We start from the raw sequence: 16,594 nt of genomic DNA, 5'->3' as shown, positions 1-16,594 counted from the left end.
CTCAGAAGTCCTTCCGCCACCGCGGGCGGCGCGAGGATGATGGGGTCATGCCTGGATGATGCACGGGGGAACATGGTGCGTAGGAAACGGGAGATGCGGCGGCTCGCCGACGCGCTCATCGACCCCATCCAGGTGCCGGTACCCGCCGACCCGGAGGTGCTGTTGACCGCGCTCGTCGACTCCGTCAGCGCCTGGCGGGGCCGCCGGGTCGTCGTCCGGCGGGAGGTGTTCCCGCCGCACACCGCCAGCGGGCTGTGGCTGGAGGGCGAGACCCAGGACGTGGTCGTCGTCGACCAGCGGGCCGCCGTGTGGCACCAGATCGTGATCTTCTGCCACGAGGTGTGGCACATGAGCCGGCGGGAGGCCGACGCGGACGCCGCGCCCGCCGCGGGACCGCCCCGGCCGGTCGCGGCGCGCACCGACTTCAGCCTGGCCGACGAGCAGGAGGCCGACCAGTTCGGCATGCTGATGGGCCGTCGGCTGCGGACCTGGCTGGAGGCACCGGCGGACCCGGCGTTCGGCGACGGCGCCGACCACGGCCAGGGCCTCGCCGGACGTATCGGGGCGGCGCTCAACTACCGGGGGAACCGGGGAACATGAGTGGCCTGATCAACTACGCCAGCTGCGGTGTGCTGTGGCTGGGTCTGGCCGTGAAGGCCCCCGATCTGGCCCGACATCGCAGCGATCCCTATCTCCGCGCGATCTGCGCGGTGCTGGGTCTGGGCGGCTTCTGCTTCCTCCTCGGGGCCCCGCCGACGGTCGGCGCGATCAACCGGCTCAGCGGTGTGCCGAACCTCGCCGCGCCGCTCACGTACGCGTCGATCACCGCGTACAGCGCGGCCTCCCAGGTCCTCGTCGTCTACTGGCGGGGCGGCGAGCACGTGCACCAGGTGGCCCGGCGCTGGATCGTGGCCTACACGCTGGTGCTCGTCGGCATCGCCGCCACGTTCGCACTCGGCGAGGCGCCGGTGGAGCGCCGTACCGACCTGGACACCTACTACGCGACGACGCCGTTCTTGGCCGAGATGATCGTGCTGTACCTGGTGGGGCATCTCTGCGCCGTCAGCGTCACCACGGTGTCCGCGCTGCGCTGGGCGCGCGAGGTGGCCGGCTGGCTGCGTGCGGGGCTGGTGGTGCTGGGGGTGGGCTCGCTGTGCGCCGGCGGGTACAGCGTGACCAAGCTCGTGGCCGTGGTCGCCCGCTGGTGCGGGCGGGACTGGTCGGCGCTCGGCACGAACGTCTCGCCGGCCGCCGCCGGGTTGGGCGCCCTGCTGACGTCGGCGGGCATCCTGGTGCCGCTGGCCGGGCCCCGCCTCACCGAGTGGCGGCGGTCCCGGCTGGCGTACGCGCGGCTGGAACCGCTGGAGCGCGAGCTGGACGACCTGCTCACCCGCCGCTGCCTGCGGCTGCCGCGGCCCCGCTGGGCCACGCCCACCACCCGGCTGATGTGGCGTCAGACCAGCATCCACAACGCGCTCAGCTATCTGGACGCGTCCTTCGACCGGTCCCTGTACGAGCGCACCCACGAGGTGGTGCTGGAGTCGACCGGTGACACCGAGCGCGCCGAGGCCGCCGCGTGGGCGGCGGTCATCGCCGCCGCCGTGCGCGAGCCCGGCGGGCCGCTGCCCGGCGAGGTGGACCGGCTGACCGTCCGCGTACCGGGCCCGGCCGCCCTGGTCCGCGTCGCGGACGCCCTGGCCACCCCCACCCCCGCAACGGCCACCCGCGTCACGACCCCCACGACCACACCATGACCGACTCCCACGCGGCCCGACGACCGCAACGCGAAACCCGCAAAGCCACGCCCACGGCCCACACGACGGCATTGCCCCGGGCGGTCGTCCGTGGGGCCGATGCGGTCGAGGGCGTTTCGGGCGGGAGGGGCCTCGGACCGGTCGGGCGTGCGGGGAGGTGGTCGTCGTGAGTCTTGTCGTTTATCTGGCGGCCGGGATCTTCGGGCTGTCCGCGACCGTGTTGCTGCGGCGGCCGCGTACCGCGGTGCGGAATCCGCTGACCATGTCCACGTGTGCGGCGATCGTCCTCGGTTCGCTGGTGTTCGTCTGCTCGGCGCCGCTGACGCTGGCCACCGTCAACGACCTCACGGGCATCCCCAACTTCGGTGCCCCGCTGACCTACGGGATGCTCTCCGCGTACAGCTGCTCGCTGCTCATCCTGCTGATCAACTGGCGGGGCGGCCCGCGCGAGCGGGTGCGGCGCACGGTGCTGCGGAGCATCGCCGCCTACGCTCCGCTGATCATCGTCATCGTCGTGCTGTTCATGCTGGGCGACGCCCGCACCGAGCGGCTGACCGACCTGGACACCTACTACGCCAACACGCCGTACCTGCGCGAGATGATCCTGCTCTACCTGCTCGGGCACAGCGCCGCGACACTCGCGGCGTGCGCGATGTGCGTCAAGTGGAGCCGCGAGGTCACCGGGCTGCTGCGGGCCGGGCTGCGGCTGATCCTGGCCGGCTCGGCGCTGGACGTGGTGGGCTTCCAGCTGACCAAGTACACGGCGATCGCGGCGCGTTGGACGGGCCACGACCTGGACGTGCTGTCCACGAAGGTCGCCCCGCCGATGGCCTCGCTCGGCGCGCTGCTGTGCTCGGCCGGCTTCGTGCTGCCCAGGCTGCTCCCGGCGGTCCTCGCCCAGGCGCGCGGCCTGCGCGACCACCGGCGGCTGGGCCCGCTGTGGTCGCGGGTGCGGTTCGTGTCCACCGCGCCCAAGCCGCCGAGCCCGTGGTGGCAACTGCCGCTCGCGCGCCTCCAGTGGCGGGAGGTGTCGATCCACGACGCGCTGCTGGGCCTCGCCCCGTACTTCGACGACGGGGTCCGCGAGCGGGCGCTGGCCGCCGCCCGGCGCACGGGCCGCGGCGCCCACGAGGCGCGGATCGCCGCGGAGGCGGCGATGCTCGCCGACGCCGCGCGCCGCGCCGCCGCCCGCGAGGAGCCGCTCCCGGCGCCGAGCGGATACCGCCTCCACGCCACGGAGGTGTCTGGAACCAGCGGTCTCGTGGAACTGGCGCAGGCGCTGGTCCCCACACCCGCCGAAACCGCCGTACGAGCAGGAACGGTGAAGACCTCCCATGGCTGAGGCCATGGCCGACTCCGAGGAGCCCCATGCCCCGTAGAGCTGTCGTCATCGGTGCCGGACTGGCCGGCATGCTGGCCGCGGCGGTGCTGTCCGGCGTCGTGGACGACGTGGTCGTAGTGGACCGCGACGACCTGCCCGAGGGGCCGGAGCACCGCCGGGGGCTGCCGCAGGGGCGCCACGCCCATCTGCTCATGGCCGGTGGCCTGGCCGCCATGGAGGAGCTGATGCCGGGCGGGAGCATCCGGGAGCGGCTGCTGGCCGCGGGCGCCCGGGAGATACCGCTGGGCCACGGCATGGTGGCCCTGACCCCCGAGGGCTGGCTGCGGCGCTGGCGGCACGACGGACCGCGGATGCTCAGCTGCACCCGCGCCCTGCTGGACTTCACGGTCCGCTCCACCGTCCTCGCCCACACCGGGACGGTGATCCGCAAGGCGCAGGCGGTCGGGCTGGTGGGCGAGGCGGGGCGCGTGCGCGGTGTCCGCGTCGCCACCCCCGCCGCGGAGGAGGTGCTGGCCGCGGACTTCGTGGTCGACGCGAGCGGGCGCGGGTCGCGGGTGGTGACCTGGCTCCGGGAGCTCGGGATCTCCGGGGTGCGGGAGCGCGGCGTGGACGCCGGGCTGGTCAACGCCACACGCGTGTACCGCACGCCCGCCGGGGCCGAGCAGTTCCCGCTGACGATGGTGCAGGCGAACCCGTACGCGGGCCGGCCGGGCCGCAGCGGCATGGTGCTGCCGATCGAGGGCGACCGCTGGATGGTCAGCCTCGCCGGCACGCGGGGCGGTGAGCCGCCGGCGGACCCCGACGGGTTCCTGCGGTACGCCCTCGATCTGCCGTCCCCCATCGTCGGCCGGCTCGTCTCCGGCGCCGAACCCCTCACCGACGTGCACATCAGCCGCAGCACCAGCAACGCGCGCCGCTACCTGGAGAAGCTGCCGCGGTGGCCGGAGGGCTTCGTGGCGCTGGGCGACGCGGTGGCCACCTACAACCCGGCCTACGGGCAGGGCATGTCGGTGGCCGCGCTCGGTGCCCGGCTGCTGCGCGACGAACTGCGCCGCTCCGGCCCGGACGCGCCCGGCCTCGCCCGCCGTGTGCAGCGCGGCGCCGCCCAATCGGTCGACGCGGCCTGGGCGGCCGCGGTCGGCCAGGACGTCTGGTACCCGAACAGCCGCGGCGCCTCGCCGGGAGCCGCCGACCGCCTGGTCACCTCCTACAGCCGCCGTCTGACACGGGCGGCCACCGGCTCCTACCGGGCCGCGGCCGCCCTCTGGGAGGTCACCAGCCTCCGCACCGGGCCGCAGCGCCTCCTCCGCCCCGACACCCTCCTCGACGTCCTGAACGGCCCGCTGCTCCCCCCGCTGGCGGGACCCCCGCTGACCCCGGCCGAGCGCAAGATCCTGGAGGGACTGGACCGGACGAACACCTGACCAGGCCCGACCGTCGAAGCGGGCCGACGGGATCAGCCCGCGAAGGCGGGTTGGACCAGGCCCTGGCCCGCGTCGGGGACGACGAGGAGTGAGCCCGCCAGCGGGTGGGGGGCGGCCAGGCCCGTACGGGCCGTGGTGACGTAGAGGTCGGTCAGACCGGGGCCGGCGAAGGCGCAGGCCGTCGGGCGGGAGACGGGGAGGGCGAGTACGCGGTCCAGGGTGCCGGCGGGGGTGTACCGTCGGATCGCGGCGCCGTCCCACAGGGCCACCCAGACACAGCCGTCGGCGTCGACGGTGAGGCCGTCCGGGAAGCCGGCGCCCTCCTCCACCTGGGCCAACGGCCGCCTGCCCGTGATCCGTTGGCCGTCGAAGTCGAAGACGTCGACACGGCGGGTCGGTGAGTCGACGTAGTACATCAGGCGGCCGTCGGGGCTCCAGCCGGTGCCGTTGCTCACCGCCACGGCGGGCAGCACCACCTCGGCCGTGCCGTCGCCGGTGAGGCGGGACAGGGTGCCGCCGCCCGGGGCCTCGTCGTAGCGCATGGTGCCGGCCCACAGGGAGCCGTCGGGTGCCACGGCGGCGTCGTTGCCGCGCCGGCCGGGAACCGGGTCGCGGTGCAGCCAGCGGAAGGCGCCGTCGGGGTCCACCAGGCCCACCCCGTCCCGGAGGTTGAGGACGAGCCCGCCGCCCGTGCGGGGCTTCGCCGCGCCCACGTGCTGCCCGGTCGTACGGACCGTGCACCGGCCCGTGGAGGGGTCGTAGCCGTGCACCCGGGAGGAGAGGATGTCGACCCAGATCAGCCGCCCGGTCTCCGGGTCCCGGGTCGGGCCCTCGCCCAGTTCCGCCCGCGCGCGGACGGCGACCTCGTACCCCGTCATGCCGCGCCCCGGTGGCCGAGCCGCTCCGACAGCTCGGCGGCGCCCTTCGCGGCGAGCTGCTCCAGCTCCGCCCGCCGCTCCTCGCTCCAGCGGATCATGGGCACCGAGATGGACAGGGCCGCGACCACCTGCCCGGTGCGGTCGCGCACCGGCGCGGCCACACAACTGACGTCCGGGTTGGACTCGCGGCTCTCCACCGCCACGCCCCGCCGCCGGATCTCGCCCAGGGCCTCGCGCAGCGCGGCCGGGTCGGTGATGCTGTTCGGCGTCATCGCGGCCAGTTCGGCGTCGTCCGGGACACGCGCGCCCAGCTCCTCCTCGGGCAGGGAGGCGAGCAGCATCTTGCCGACCGAGGTGCAGTGCGCCGGGAGGCGGCGCCCGGCCGCGGAGACCATGCGCACCGCGTGCGTGGAGTCCACCTTGGCGATGTAGATGACGTCGGTGTCCTCCAGGATCGCCACGTGCACGGTCTCGTCGCAGGTCTCCGCGACCGAGCGGGCGACCTGCTGGCCCTCGGCGGCGAGGTCCAGCTGCTCGGCGTAGCGGCTGCCGAGCTGGTAGGGGCGTACGCCCAGCCGGTAGCGTCCGGGCTGCCCGGTCACGGGGACGATGTACTGGCGAGCGGCGAGCGTGGTGACCAGCTCGTGCACCGTGGTGCGCGGCAGTCGCAGCCTGCGCACGATGTCGGGGGCGGAGAGCGTCCCGTCCCCGTCGAGGAAGAGCTCGAGGATGTCCAGAGCCCGGGTCACGGCAGGTACGAGGCGTCCCACGACCGGCCCCCTCCCTTGATCCGAGTGATCCGAGTGATACAAGCCTGTGTTCGACATATCAAAAGGCGGTCGGAATGACGAACACAGGCTAGTCACTGCGGATTGCGCGGGCAATGGGCGGGTGCGTGGGCAATGGGTGGGCGCGCGGGCAATGGGTAGGGAAGGGCCGGTCGGAACGGGGTGGGCGACGATGGATCCCATGACCACGCCCTCCGGAAAGCGCCCCGCCGGCCCCTTCACCCCGCTGGACTTCCAGCTGGTGCTGCTGCGCCGCATGGCCGACCACAACCCGGACCTGGTGGAGGACGCCCGCCGCACGCTGGGCGCCTCCCGCGCGCAGATGCGCGAGGCCAACAAGCGCTGGCAGGCGATGGTCCGCTCACCACGGTCCCGCTCGGCGGCGTCCCGGTACCGCTCGATCCTCGGCGAGCCCGAGTCGACGACCGCCCGCCGTATCGGTGACCTGGACTGCGAGGCCCGCAGCTGGCCCGTCCCGCTCTGGCCCGATCTGCGCCTGGAGGTGCTGGCCGCCCCGGACGGCCGGGTCTGGAACGAGTGGCTGGTGCGCGCCCCGGGGGCCGAGGGACCCGACCTGCGGACCGCGGCCGATCTGACCCCCTGGTCCTGCACGGTCGACGAGGCCGCCCGTGCCTTCGCCCCGGCCCGCCCCCTGGAGGGCACCGCCCCGACCCGCTGGGGCCTGTCCTTCCAGGCCCCGGACGGTCAGGGTGTCCGCCGGGAGGTCGTGGCCGAGTTCACCTGGGGCCTGCTGCAACGGACGCGGATCGGCGAGTGACCCCTCGGGCGGCTCAGCCCGCGGCGGCCAGGATCGCCTCCGTCACAGGTGCCACCGACTCCGGATGCAGCCACAGGAACAGGTTCGGCTCCACCAGCTCCAGCTCCATGAGGCGGGGTTCGCCCTCCTCCCCGTCCACCAGGTCGACCCGGGCGAAGAGCAGCTCGGGAACGCCGGGCACGGCGGCCAACGCTCGCTCGGCAACGGAGAGTTCGGCCGGGGTCGGGGTCCAGGGCGCGATGCCCGGGTGGGCCGCCTTGCGCTCGTCGTAGGCGACGCCGGGGGCGAGGACTGCACCCTTGCGGCCGGCGTGCAGCAGGCGTCCGCCGAAGAACTGGAGCGCCCGCTCCCCGCCCGCGTCGATGCGCCGCATGTACGGCTGGACCATGGCCGTGAGCCCTTCGGCGTGCATCCGCGCGAGCTGCCGTACGGCGGTGTCACGCTCGTCGGGCGTGTACCGGGCGGCGAACCGCGCTCCGGCCCCGGACGCCGGTTTGATCACGTACTCGTGGTCGTCGGGCAGGTCGGCCGGGTCTCCGGGGGCCAGGTACCGGGTCGGCACGACGGGCACACCGGCCGCCCCGAGCTGCCCGAGGTACCGCTTGTCGACGTTCCACCGCACGACCTCGACGGGATTGGCCAGCCGTGTCGCCTTCGCGCACCGCTCGGCCCACTCCGTGAACTCCCCCACCCGCCAGCTGTAGTCCCAGGTCGACCGGATCACGGCGAGATCGAACCCGCCCCAGTCGGCCCCGGGGTCGTCCCACGCCACGACCCGCGCCTCGGCCCCGGCCTCCTCCAGCGCCTCCACCAGCACCGGAAGGTCCGGGTCGTCGCTGATACCGGGCGTGGGCCGGCAGGTGACGAGCGCGATGCGGGGCACGGCGGGGCTCCATCCGCGTAATTCCTCGTAGATCCGCGCAGATCCGCGCAGACCCTGGTCCGAGGCTTCGAACAGTGACGGGCCCGCAGGCTAACAACCGCCCGCGTCGGTGCGTACGGTCGCCCCCTGGTGCAGGAACGGAGTCACCGGCCCCGGCCAGTCGGTCCCAGGAGTTGGCCGATCACGTGACCCGGCGGCCGGCCCCGCACAAGCGGCCCCGGGTCGTCCGTCTCCTCGACGCCCTGCCCCGCAACGACATGGGGAAGATCATGAAGCGGGGCTGGCGCGGGGCTGAGCGGCGGCCGCGAGGGGCCCTGCCCCGGCGGGCCCCTCGCGGCCTCTTCTCCCGCGCTCCGTCCCCCGGCCCGATCAGGACGGGGGACGGTCCTCCTGCCCGACCCCCACCGCCCGGACGACCTCCTGCCGTACCGAACCGCCCCGGTCGTCGCCCGCGGTGGCCCGCAGCGAGACGGATGCGGCGTCGCGCGGCACCGACAGGGTGCCGCGCCAGGAGCCGTGCCCGCCCGTGAGCGGCACCGGCCGCCAGGTCGCGCCCTCGTCGTAGGACACTTCGAGGCCGGCGTCGCCGACGGTGCCGGTGCCGGTCGCCCCCGCCACGTACCGCGCGCGGACGCCGACCGGCACCCGGCCGCCGCCGCGCAGGTCGCCCGCGAGGTCGGTGCCGATGTCGAAGGCGAGGTTGATCAGGGGCAGGGTGGTCCAGTGGTCCTCGGGGGTGGCCGATGAGCGGAACGTCCACTCGGCATGCCCCCGCGTGGCGAGCCGCCACCTGCCGGCGTCCAGCGCGGTGTCCGTGACAAGCCGGTACGTGTGCTCGTCCGGGGGCGCGTCCGCCAGGTACGCGGCCGCGCCCGTGCGCCGGTCGGCCAACTGCCCGTCCAGGTAGACCGCCGTCGTCTGGGACATGCCGCTGTCCGCGCTCCACACGTCCCCGAAGCCGGTGTGGTCGGGCCCGGAGTCACCCCAGCCGGGCACGTTGAACTGGAGCCGGTCGCCCGCCCGTTGCTGACCCCAGTCGAGTCCGGTGCCGAGCCAGGGGTGCCAGACGGGCTTGAACCAGTCGAGCACGGGGCGCGTTTCGCCCTCGTAGCGGACCTGGCCACCGCGCTGCTCCAGCGTGCCGTCGCCGACCGTCACCGACTCCTGCCAGCGCTCGCCGGGACCGGTGGAGACGTAGTCGGTGCGCTCGGCCGGGAGGTCGATCCGCTCCTGGAAGCCGATGCCGACGGGGAAGGTGTCGGTGAGCGCGTACCGGAACTCACCGCCGCTCGTCGGCCGCGGAGCGTGGAACCTGGTCCGGATTCCGGCCAGTTGGCGAGGCCCGGGCGCGTACGTCAGTTCCGTGTCGGGGATCGCCCCGCGATGCCCCTGCGAAAGGTCGTACACGTACGGGGTGTTCCGCGTCCCCGTCATGTCGACGCGGCCCGCGGTCCGCAGCCGTGCCGCGTCGGCCGCGTCGACCGTGGCGATCTGGAGGGGGCGGTCGGCGTTGTCGTCGGTGCCCCACCAGGCGCTCAGCCGGCCGGGCAGGTCGTCCGTCACGAACAGGGCCTTCACACCCGCGTCCTGGGCGGCCCGGGCCAGCGCGGCCGGTTCGGCGGAGCCGGTGAACCGGGCCAGGACCGCCTTGCCGCGTACGTCCCTGCCGGTGAAGTCCCCGTCGCCGACGTCGACGAGCGGCAGCCTGCTGCGGCCCTCGATCAGCGTGGCGCCGGGCTGGACGAGCGCCTCTGCGACGCCCTTGACCTCCAGCGGCGGTTTGCCGAGCCGCCACACGGTCCGGTACTCGAAGGTGCCCCGCGTGACCGGCTCGGTCGGCGCGGCGAAGACGCTGTCGTACGCCACGGGCACCTGGACGGCGCCGAACAGGTCGGAGCCGTCCGCCGTCCGGTCGTACTCCATGAGCAGTTGCCGGGTCTCCGTGCGCCGTCCGGTCTCGGCCCTGATCTCCCGCAGCCGGCGCCCGTCCAGGGTGACCTCGCGGTCCCGGTCCAGCGTGATTTCGGGCGCCGCGAGGAATCCCAGGCCGAGGGAGTCGGCGCCGTGACCGCCGCGTACGTCGAGGAAGGAGGTCAGGCTGTACGTGCCCGGCTCGAGGCGCAGCCGCAGGGTGCCCGAGTCGCCGACGTGCGCGGGGTACGGATCGGCGCCCGCGGCGAGCCGCTGCACGGTGAGATCGGCGGGCACGGGAGCGCCGTCGCGGTCCTTGACGCGCACCGTGAGCGTGTACCGCTCGTCCTCCTTGACCAGCCCGAACACGGTGTGCGCGACCGGGGTGCCGGACGCGGAGGCCACGATCCACCCGCTGGTCCCGCCCACCGGCGCCTTGGCCGCGTCTCCGGTCACGGTGGTGGTGACGGTCCCGTGGGCGGGCACGGTGAGCGCGGAGTCGGCGAGGGTGGCGACGCCGTCCGGGGCGCCCTGGACGACGAGACTCAACTCGATGTCGGCGTCGGAGGAGTTGGCGTAGGTGAGAGTCCTGGTCACCGGCTTGTCCGCGTCGTGGGGCCAGCGGTGGAACCCGAGGTCGGCGCTTCCGGTGGCGGTGATCCGCGCGTGCACGGCGTCCGGGACGCTCACCCGGCCCGCCCCCAGCAGGTAGGCGGACGCGTCGAGTTGCCTCGCCGTCGACATCAGCGCGTCCTTGATCCGTTCACCGCTCCAGTCGGGGTGCTGCTGGGCGAGCAGCGCGGCGGCACCGGCGACGTGGGGCGTCGCCATGGAGGTGCCGCTCATGGTGGTGTAGGCGCCGCTGCCGGGAGCGAGTCGGGAGCGGGCGGCGAGGATGTCGACGCCGGGTGCCGCGAGGTCGGGTTTGAGGGCGTTGTCGCCGGTGCGGGGCCCGGCGCTGGTGAAATAGGCGGCCCGGTCGGACGGGTCGACCGCGCCGACGGTGAGGGCGGCGTCGGCGGCGCCGGGCGAGTCGATGGAGGAGGGGGCGCCGGTGTTGCCCGCGGCGACCACGAAGAGGGCGCCGGTCTCCCGGGAGAGGGTGTCGACGGCCCGCGCCATGGGATCGGTGCCGTCGCTGGGCTCGCTGGAGCCGAGGCTCATGGAGACGATCCGCGCGCGCACGTCCCGGGCGGCCCACTCCATCCCGGCGATGATCTGCGACTCGCTGCCCGACCCCTGGTCGCCGAGCACCTTGCCGACGGCGAGGATGGCGTCCGGGGCGACCCCCTTCTCCTCGCCGCCGGAGGCCGCGCCGCTGCCGCCGACGGTGGAGGTCACATGGGTGCCGTGGCCGTTGCGGTCGGCGGCGTCCTCGCCGTCCACGAAGTTCCTGGTGACGGCGACCCGTCCGGCGAGGTCGGGGTGGGAGGTGTCGACGCCGGTGTCGAGGACGGCGACGGTGACGCCCTTGCCGGTCAGACCGGACGCCCAGGCCTCGCGGGTGCCGATCTGCGCGTTGCTCTCGGCCATGTCGGCGGTGACCCGCCCGTCGAGCCACACCTTGTCGATACCGCCGGACGAGGTGCCGTGCCCGGTGAACTCCCGCCAGAACACCCGACCCTTGGCGGCCTCCACGGCGGCCCCGCGCACACTGGCGAGGCTCCGGGTCCGCTCCGTCCCCCGCGGGGTCGCCGCCCGAACTCCCTTGCCGTAGGTCACGATCAGCGGCAGCTCGCCGGTACGGGCGTCCGCGAGCCCCTGCCGTAACAGCGTGTCCACGTCGAACAGCCGCCGGTCCAGCCGGCCCGCCCGCAGATACGGCAGGGCCTCGTCCGGTACGACGCTCAGGGCGCCGCGCGCCGTCTGGGTGCGCACGGCACCCGTGGCGCCCTGGGGCCGGCGCACCGTGACGGTCCGCTTCCCGCCGCCGAGGTCGGTGACGGTGACCTTGTCGCCGGTGACGAGGGTGACGGCGCGGGCGCCGCCCGGGGTGGCCGCCGGAGGACCGGGCGGCCCCGCGGGCTGCCGCACCGCCGCCGGTCCGGCCGGCAGCAGGGCGATCACGAGCCCGGCCGACACAAGGCCCGCTGTCCGTCCGGGGGGTCCTGCGCGCATCCTGCCTCTCCTCTCCGCCACACGTCCTCAGTGCTGCGAAGAGTGGCAGAACCCTTGTGTGGCAGGGGAGTTGGAAGGGGACAACGAGTCGGCGCCTGGCGGGTTCCCGCCAGTGGGACAGGCCCCGACCGTCGACGGCGGGAGCCGTCCATGTGTCCTTGTCCCTCACTCCTTACGCGCAGAGCGCCGGAATCCACCCGCCCAGCGGCACCCCGCCCGGCCCCCTTGAACAGGCGCCCGCTCCGCCGCGCCCGCACGATGCCAGGGAGGCCGCCACCCGGTGGCCGCCACGGTCCGCGCTCTCAGGAGGCTCCGCCATGTCCGCCAGTCTGGAGCAGTTGCGCCGCTGCCACTTCGCCGTCGACCTGGGAGCGGCCCGGACCCGTGTCTATGTCAAGGGCCCCGGGCTCGTCGTCGACCAGCCCTCGGTCGCGGCCGTGAACACCCGTAACGGAGCCCTGATCGCGGTCGGCGAGTTCGCGGAGAGGATGACGGGCCGCACCCCCGCCTACATCCGGGTCGTCCGCCCGGTCTCCGGCGGCACGGTCGTCGACATCGAGATGGCGCAGCGCATGCTGCGGCACCTGCTCGGCGACGGGATGCGCCGCGCCCTGCGCCGCAAGGCGGCCCGGCTGCGGGCCGCCGCCTGCACCCCGCACGACGCCGATCCGCTCGCCCAACGGGCCACGATCGAGACGCTCGTCGGGCTCGGCGCGCGGCGCGTGGAACTCGTCGACACGCTGATCGCCGCCGCCGTCGGCTGCGGGCTGCCCGTGGAGCGGGCCGAGGCCACCATGATCATGATGTGCGGGGCCGCGGCCACCCAGGTGGCCGTCCTCTCGCTCGGCTCGATCGTCGCCGCCGAGCGCATTCCCGTCGGCGGGGAGGCCGTCGACCACGCCATCGTGCAACACCTGCGCCACGCCCATGCGTTGACGCTGCCCAGCCAGTCCCTGCGGCCGCTCCAGATCGCCCTGTCCGGCAACGGGCTCACCCCGTCCGGCCCGGCGTCCACCGAGATCCACGGGCGGGACGTGGCCACCGGACTGGCCCGGTCCGTGCGGATCGACACGGCCGCCGTACGGGACGCCATCCAGACGCCGCTGACCGCCGTGCTCGACGGCATCTACAAGGTGCTGCGCGTGTGCCCGCCCGATCTGGTGGCCGACCTCGCCGACCGCGGGATCATGATGGTCGGCGGTTCCGCGCTGCTGCCGGGCCTGGACCAGATGCTGCGCGACGCGACCGGCATGCCGGTGCACATCGCCGAACGCCCCGACGTGTGCGCGATCCAGGGGCTGGGCGCGATGCTGGAGGGCGAGATCGAGCCGCTGGTGCTGAACCCGCTGGGCGCGTAGGCGCGTTGACCGGTCGGGGCGCCGGGGCACCGGTGGCGGTCAGTCGGCGAACCAGCAGCGGACGGTGGTGCCCTCCGCGCCCGAGTGCACGCGGACCAGGTCGGCGACGAGGTTGACCAGCAGCAGACCGCGGCCGCCGCGCTGCTCGCGGGGAACGGGCCGGCGGCCGGCCAGCGGATCGTCCAGGCGGCCCTTGTCCCGCACCTCGCACAGCACGCACCCGTCCTGCGCCCACACCCGCAGCTCACCCGACCCGCCGCCGTGCACCACACTGTTGGTGGTCAGCTCGGCCACGGACAGGGCCAGGTCCTCCAGCCGGGCGGCCGCGGGCCCGAGCCGCGCGCCCTCGGCGACGGCGACGTGCCGGGCCTGCGACAGCGTCTGCTCCGTGAAGGAGAACGACAGCGCGTCCGGCACCGGCGGCAGCGGCTCGTTGTACCGGGCGACGACCTGCTCGGGAGCGTAGGCGGCGCTCTCCCGCTGCCCGGCGGCACCCGCGGGGATGACCACGGGGTGGGTGGCGTGCGCGTCGGCGAGGGCCCGTCCGCCGAGGCGGGCGGCGTCGTACGGGCACAGGATGGTGACCTCGCGGCCCTGGAAGGCCGCGTTGATCAGTGCCTCGTGCTGGACGCAGGCCGGGTATTCGACGGGCGTACGGCCGGCCCAGACCGGCTCGCCGATGATCCGCACCCGGCGGCCGGGCGGCTGGGCGTCGGCGAAGGCGCGCAGCACCGCGGGGATGATCCGGCCCGGGTTGCGCCCGACCTCGCGCATGTCGAGCAGCCGTACGGACCCGGCGTCGGCGCCCAGACCGGTCTCGATCAACCGGAGGTTGTCGCCGGGGACGGCCACCGCGACCGGCTCGCCCGACTCCAGTCCTTCGCGCACGAAGGACACGGTGCCCGCGAGGTACTCCCGCTCGTCCCGGTAGAACAGGGCGGGGTGGACGAAGGGTTCCGCCGCAGTCGCGGTCATGCCGTCGACACCTCCATCCCGGCAGCTCGGGCCAGAACGTCTCCGTTGCCCCCGGACGCGACGCCCCCTGTCCTCCGCCCGTCCGGCACCTGTGCCTTACGCGTACCCACTGCGTCCCCGACAAGGCCCGTTCCCGGGCGTGTGTAGTCGTCCGGGGAGCGGGCAGGCGCAGGGCAGCACCGCCGGGGTTCCGTGGCTCCGCAGCGCCGCGGTGTGCGTGGGGCACGGGCCGGCCGGGGCGACGGGGACGACGGGAAACGCAGCGTCGCGAGGACGCACGAGGGCTGCCGAGGACGGACGGGGCGGGGACATGGCCGCAGCGGCATCACGATCTCACGCACAACGGCGGAACACCCCGGCCGGCACGCTCACCGTCGACGTCCGCACGGACCCGGTGGCCGACCGGACGTCGCTCACCGCGCGCGGGGAGCTGGTGCACGGCTGCGCGGACGCCCTGGCCCAGGCGTTGACCGAGCTGCCGCCGGACGTCGGCCGGGTCGACCTGGACGTGTCCGGGGTGACGTTCATGGACACTGCCGGACTGGAACTCCTGGACAGCCTCGACGATCACGGCCGGCGTCCCCCGGTCCGGGTGACCGCGACCGGCTGGACGGGCCAGCCGCGCCGCGTCCTGGAGCTGACCGGCCTGGACACCACGGACCCGCCGCACCCGTCGGCCGCTGCCGCGGGACCGGAGCCGCCCGCGCCGCCGGTCACCTCCGCGGTGGCCCTGGAGCGGACGGAACGGCTGCTCCAGCTCCAGACGGAGGTCGAGCAGCTCCGCCGGGCCATCTCCTCGCGCCCGGTGATCGACCAGGCGCGCGGCGTCCTGATGGCCACCCACGCGTGCACCGCGGAACAGGCGTGGGACGTCCTCCGGGAGGCCTCCCAGCGCTCCAACACCAAGCTGCACGCGGTGGCCGCCGCGATCACCGCGGGCGCGCGCGACGACGGCCCCGCACCGCCGATGAAGATCCGCTCGGCGCTGCGCACCGCGCTCGCGCGGCACACCGGCCCGGCCCGGACACACCCCGGCCCGGAAACGGCACGGACGCACCGCGGACACGGTGAGGGCCCGGCCACCGGGGTACCCGATATGCGGACGAGTGACCAGTCCCGTCCACAGGAGTCACCACCATGAGAGAGCACACCCCATCCCAGGCCGAGGGCGAACGCGACGACGAGGACACGCAGCGCGCCGCAGGACCGCCGGACACGCCGTACCCGACCCCTTCCCAGGCCGAGGGCGACCGCGACGATCTGCCGGAGACCGCCGACCCCGCCGACGACCGTTCCTGAGCAGCCCGTCAGTAGCCCGTCCGCGCCTGCCGTTGCTCCGGCCGAGTGCAAAACGGGCCAACACGCGCCGAAGGCCCCCGGATCCAGTTCCGGGGGCCACAGACTTGCTGGGAGTGACCCGCGAAACCGCTGGTCACATCGATTCTGCGCGGGTAGCGCCTGGTGGGGCGGGTGGGACTCGAACCCACGGCCGACGGATTATGAGTCCGCTGCTCTAACCGGCTGAGCTACCGCCCCGTTGCGGCGCGTCGCGTACAAGTGTGCGCGCCGTCTGCCGCAGCATAGCCGCTCATACGATCTCCTGCTTCGGATGGTCGTCTTCCGCGGCTGTTCACGACCTTGAGGACTTCACCGCGGCCGCGGTGGTTCCCCGGGGACATGAATCCGGACATGAAAAAGGACCCCGAAGGGTCCTCGTTCAACATGCTCCCCCGACTGGACTCGAACCAGTAACCTGCCGGTTAACAGCCGGCTGCTCTGCCAATTGAGCTACGGAGGACCGAGCTCCCCCGACTGGACTCGAACCAGTAACCTGCCGGTTAACAGCCGGCTGCTCTGCCAATTGAGCTACGGAGGAATGCCTCGTTGCATCGAACGCACCTACCTGGGTATCCGCCAGGGGGCGCGCGCTCGCTGCGACACATACATTAGCGCAAGCAGGGGGGTGCTCCGCCAATCGGTTCTCCCCGGCTGTGACCTCGAGGCAAGGGAAGGGTGGCCGCCATGCGTTACCGGCTCACGTTCATCGCAGGGATCGCCGTGGGTTACGTGCTGGGCACGAGGGCCGGACGTGAGCGCTACGAGCAGCTGAAGAAGTCCGCGCGTCAGATCGCCCAGAACCCCGCCGTGCGCAACACCGCCGAGACCGCGGCGCAGCAGGGTCGGCAGTTCGCGGGCAAGGCCTACCACACGGTCAGCGAGAAGGTCGGCGACCGCGTTCCCGAATCGGTCGCCCAGCGGGTGCGCTCCCTGCGCACCCACGCCAACGGCAGCGGCGAGGACGACTGGGGCACCAGCAACACGTGAGCGGCCCGCGCCGACGGGACCGCGCGCACCCCCCGCGACGCCGGGGCGACCGCGGCCCGA

General features: G+C 74.1%; 14 protein-coding genes and 3 tRNA genes. 9 read left to right on the top strand and 8 right to left on the bottom strand.

The features are described from left to right. Positions 1 to 75: 75 nt before the first annotated feature. The 4 genes from ACWEK3_RS21880 (at position 76) to ACWEK3_RS21865 (ending at position 4,520) form a co-directional block, all read left to right on the top strand. The gene (locus ACWEK3_RS21880) at positions 76 to 600 is read left to right on the top strand and encodes a toxin (RefSeq protein WP_384430198.1); all 525 of its coding nucleotides are present in this window, start codon (positions 76 to 78) and stop codon (positions 598 to 600) included. After that, entirely contained in the window at positions 597 to 1,754 is a 1,158-nt protein-coding gene (locus ACWEK3_RS21875) for an MAB_1171c family putative transporter (protein WP_453250375.1), read from the top strand. The genes ACWEK3_RS21880 and ACWEK3_RS21875 overlap by 4 nt, the downstream gene beginning before the upstream one ends. A gap of 166 nt (positions 1,755 to 1,920) precedes the next feature. Next, positions 1,921 to 3,096, top strand: coding sequence for an MAB_1171c family putative transporter (locus tag ACWEK3_RS21870; protein ID WP_453250374.1), 1,176 nt, complete (start codon positions 1,921 to 1,923; stop codon positions 3,094 to 3,096). 26 nt (positions 3,097 to 3,122) lie between these two features. Next, positions 3,123 to 4,520, top strand: a complete 1,398-nt coding sequence (locus ACWEK3_RS21865; RefSeq protein WP_450538857.1) for an FAD-dependent monooxygenase — start codon at positions 3,123 to 3,125, stop codon at positions 4,518 to 4,520. A gap of 32 nt (positions 4,521 to 4,552) precedes the next feature. On the opposite strand, the gene ACWEK3_RS21860 is transcribed toward ACWEK3_RS21865, so the two are convergent. After that, positions 4,553 to 5,398 carry an SMP-30/gluconolactonase/LRE family protein gene (locus ACWEK3_RS21860; protein ID WP_450538859.1) on the bottom strand — a complete coding sequence of 282 codons (846 nt, stop codon included), beginning with the start codon at positions 5,396 to 5,398 and terminating at the stop codon, positions 4,553 to 4,555. Continuing rightward, a complete protein-coding gene (locus ACWEK3_RS21855) occupies positions 5,395 to 6,168 on the bottom strand; it encodes an IclR family transcriptional regulator (protein WP_450538861.1) in 774 nt (257 codons plus the stop codon). Before ACWEK3_RS21855 ends, ACWEK3_RS21860 begins: the two co-directional genes overlap by 4 nt. Before the next feature lie 190 nt (positions 6,169 to 6,358). Here ACWEK3_RS21855 and ACWEK3_RS21850 point away from each other — a divergent pair, with 190 nt between their 5' ends. After that, positions 6,359 to 6,964: a hypothetical protein gene (locus tag ACWEK3_RS21850; protein ID WP_390725006.1), complete on the top strand. Its 606-nt coding sequence runs from the start codon at positions 6,359 to 6,361 to the stop codon at positions 6,962 to 6,964. A gap of 13 nt (positions 6,965 to 6,977) precedes the next feature. On the opposite strand, the gene ACWEK3_RS21845 is transcribed toward ACWEK3_RS21850, so the two are convergent. After that, positions 6,978 to 7,847 (bottom strand): ATP-grasp domain-containing protein, encoded by an 870-nt coding sequence (locus ACWEK3_RS21845; protein ID WP_453250373.1) that lies wholly within the window; start codon positions 7,845 to 7,847, stop codon positions 6,978 to 6,980. A gap of 369 nt (positions 7,848 to 8,216) precedes the next feature. Beyond that, positions 8,217 to 11,876 carry a S8 family serine peptidase gene (locus ACWEK3_RS21840; RefSeq protein WP_453250372.1) on the bottom strand — a complete coding sequence of 1,220 codons (3,660 nt, stop codon included), beginning with the start codon at positions 11,874 to 11,876 and terminating at the stop codon, positions 8,217 to 8,219. A gap of 317 nt (positions 11,877 to 12,193) precedes the next feature. On the opposite strand from ACWEK3_RS21840, the gene ACWEK3_RS21835 reads away from it, so the two are divergent. Continuing rightward, positions 12,194 to 13,234, top strand: coding sequence for a rod shape-determining protein (locus ACWEK3_RS21835; protein ID WP_390724008.1), 1,041 nt, complete (start codon positions 12,194 to 12,196; stop codon positions 13,232 to 13,234). A gap of 39 nt (positions 13,235 to 13,273) precedes the next feature. Here the strand turns inward: ACWEK3_RS21835 and ACWEK3_RS21830 are convergent, their stop codons facing one another. Next, positions 13,274 to 14,209 carry an anti-sigma factor RsbA family regulatory protein gene (locus ACWEK3_RS21830; protein WP_453250371.1) on the bottom strand — a complete coding sequence of 312 codons (936 nt, stop codon included), beginning with the start codon at positions 14,207 to 14,209 and terminating at the stop codon, positions 13,274 to 13,276. 310 nt (positions 14,210 to 14,519) lie between these two features. On the opposite strand from ACWEK3_RS21830, the gene ACWEK3_RS21825 reads away from it, so the two are divergent. Together ACWEK3_RS21825 and ACWEK3_RS21820 are read left to right on the top strand one after the other, a co-directional pair. After that, positions 14,520 to 15,350 carry an ANTAR domain-containing response regulator gene (locus tag ACWEK3_RS21825; RefSeq protein WP_450538869.1) on the top strand — a complete coding sequence of 277 codons (831 nt, stop codon included), beginning with the start codon at positions 14,520 to 14,522 and terminating at the stop codon, positions 15,348 to 15,350. Next, the gene (locus tag ACWEK3_RS21820) at positions 15,347 to 15,508 is read left to right on the top strand and encodes a hypothetical protein (RefSeq protein WP_172632976.1); all 162 of its coding nucleotides are present in this window, start codon (positions 15,347 to 15,349) and stop codon (positions 15,506 to 15,508) included. Before ACWEK3_RS21825 ends, ACWEK3_RS21820 begins: the two co-directional genes overlap by 4 nt. A 160-nt stretch (positions 15,509 to 15,668) precedes the next feature. Here the strand turns inward: ACWEK3_RS21820 and ACWEK3_RS21815 are convergent. The 3 genes from ACWEK3_RS21815 to ACWEK3_RS21805 all read right to left on the bottom strand — a co-directional run bounded on the left by ACWEK3_RS21815 (position 15,669) and on the right by ACWEK3_RS21805 (position 16,085). Then, a tRNA-Ile gene (locus ACWEK3_RS21815) sits at positions 15,669 to 15,745 on the bottom strand. 189 nt (positions 15,746 to 15,934) lie between these two features. Then, positions 15,935 to 16,007, bottom strand: a tRNA-Asn gene (locus ACWEK3_RS21810). Positions 16,008 to 16,012: 5 nt separating this feature from the next. Further along, a tRNA-Asn gene (locus ACWEK3_RS21805) sits at positions 16,013 to 16,085 on the bottom strand. Between the two features lie 146 nt (positions 16,086 to 16,231). On the opposite strand from ACWEK3_RS21805, the gene ACWEK3_RS21800 reads away from it, so the two are divergent. After that, positions 16,232 to 16,534 (top strand): YtxH domain-containing protein, encoded by a 303-nt coding sequence (locus tag ACWEK3_RS21800; protein ID WP_450538871.1) that lies wholly within the window; start codon positions 16,232 to 16,234, stop codon positions 16,532 to 16,534. Positions 16,535 to 16,594: the final 60 nt, after the last annotated feature.

It is taken from the genome of Streptomyces sp. NPDC004721, from assembly GCF_053601495.1.
The sequence above is the reverse complement of the archived record's forward strand: the minus strand, read 5'-3'. Positions and strand labels throughout refer to the sequence as shown.

Bases quoted from the DNA above. Each gene is read 5' to 3' on its own strand.
- ACWEK3_RS21875 (WP_453250375.1), top strand. From the start codon at position 597: ATGAGTGGCCTGATCAACTACGCCAGCTGCGGTGTGCTGTGGCTGGGT.
- ACWEK3_RS21865 (WP_450538857.1), top strand. From the start codon at position 3,123: ATGCCCCGTAGAGCTGTCGTCATCGGTGCCGGACTGGCCGGCATGCTG.
- ACWEK3_RS21860 (WP_450538859.1), bottom strand. From the start codon at position 5,398: ATGACGGGGTACGAGGTCGCCGTCCGCGCGCGGGCGGAACTGGGCGAG.
- ACWEK3_RS21850 (WP_390725006.1), top strand. From the start codon at position 6,359: ATGGATCCCATGACCACGCCCTCCGGAAAGCGCCCCGCCGGCCCCTTC.
- ACWEK3_RS21840 (WP_453250372.1), bottom strand. From the start codon at position 11,876: ATGCGCGCAGGACCCCCCGGACGGACAGCGGGCCTTGTGTCGGCCGGG.
- ACWEK3_RS21835 (WP_390724008.1), top strand. From the start codon at position 12,194: ATGTCCGCCAGTCTGGAGCAGTTGCGCCGCTGCCACTTCGCCGTCGAC.
- ACWEK3_RS21830 (WP_453250371.1), bottom strand. From the start codon at position 14,209: ATGACCGCGACTGCGGCGGAACCCTTCGTCCACCCCGCCCTGTTCTAC.
- ACWEK3_RS21825 (WP_450538869.1), top strand. From the start codon at position 14,520: ATGGCCGCAGCGGCATCACGATCTCACGCACAACGGCGGAACACCCCG.
- ACWEK3_RS21820 (WP_172632976.1), top strand. From the start codon at position 15,347: ATGAGAGAGCACACCCCATCCCAGGCCGAGGGCGAACGCGACGACGAG.
- ACWEK3_RS21800 (WP_450538871.1), top strand. From the start codon at position 16,232: ATGCGTTACCGGCTCACGTTCATCGCAGGGATCGCCGTGGGTTACGTG.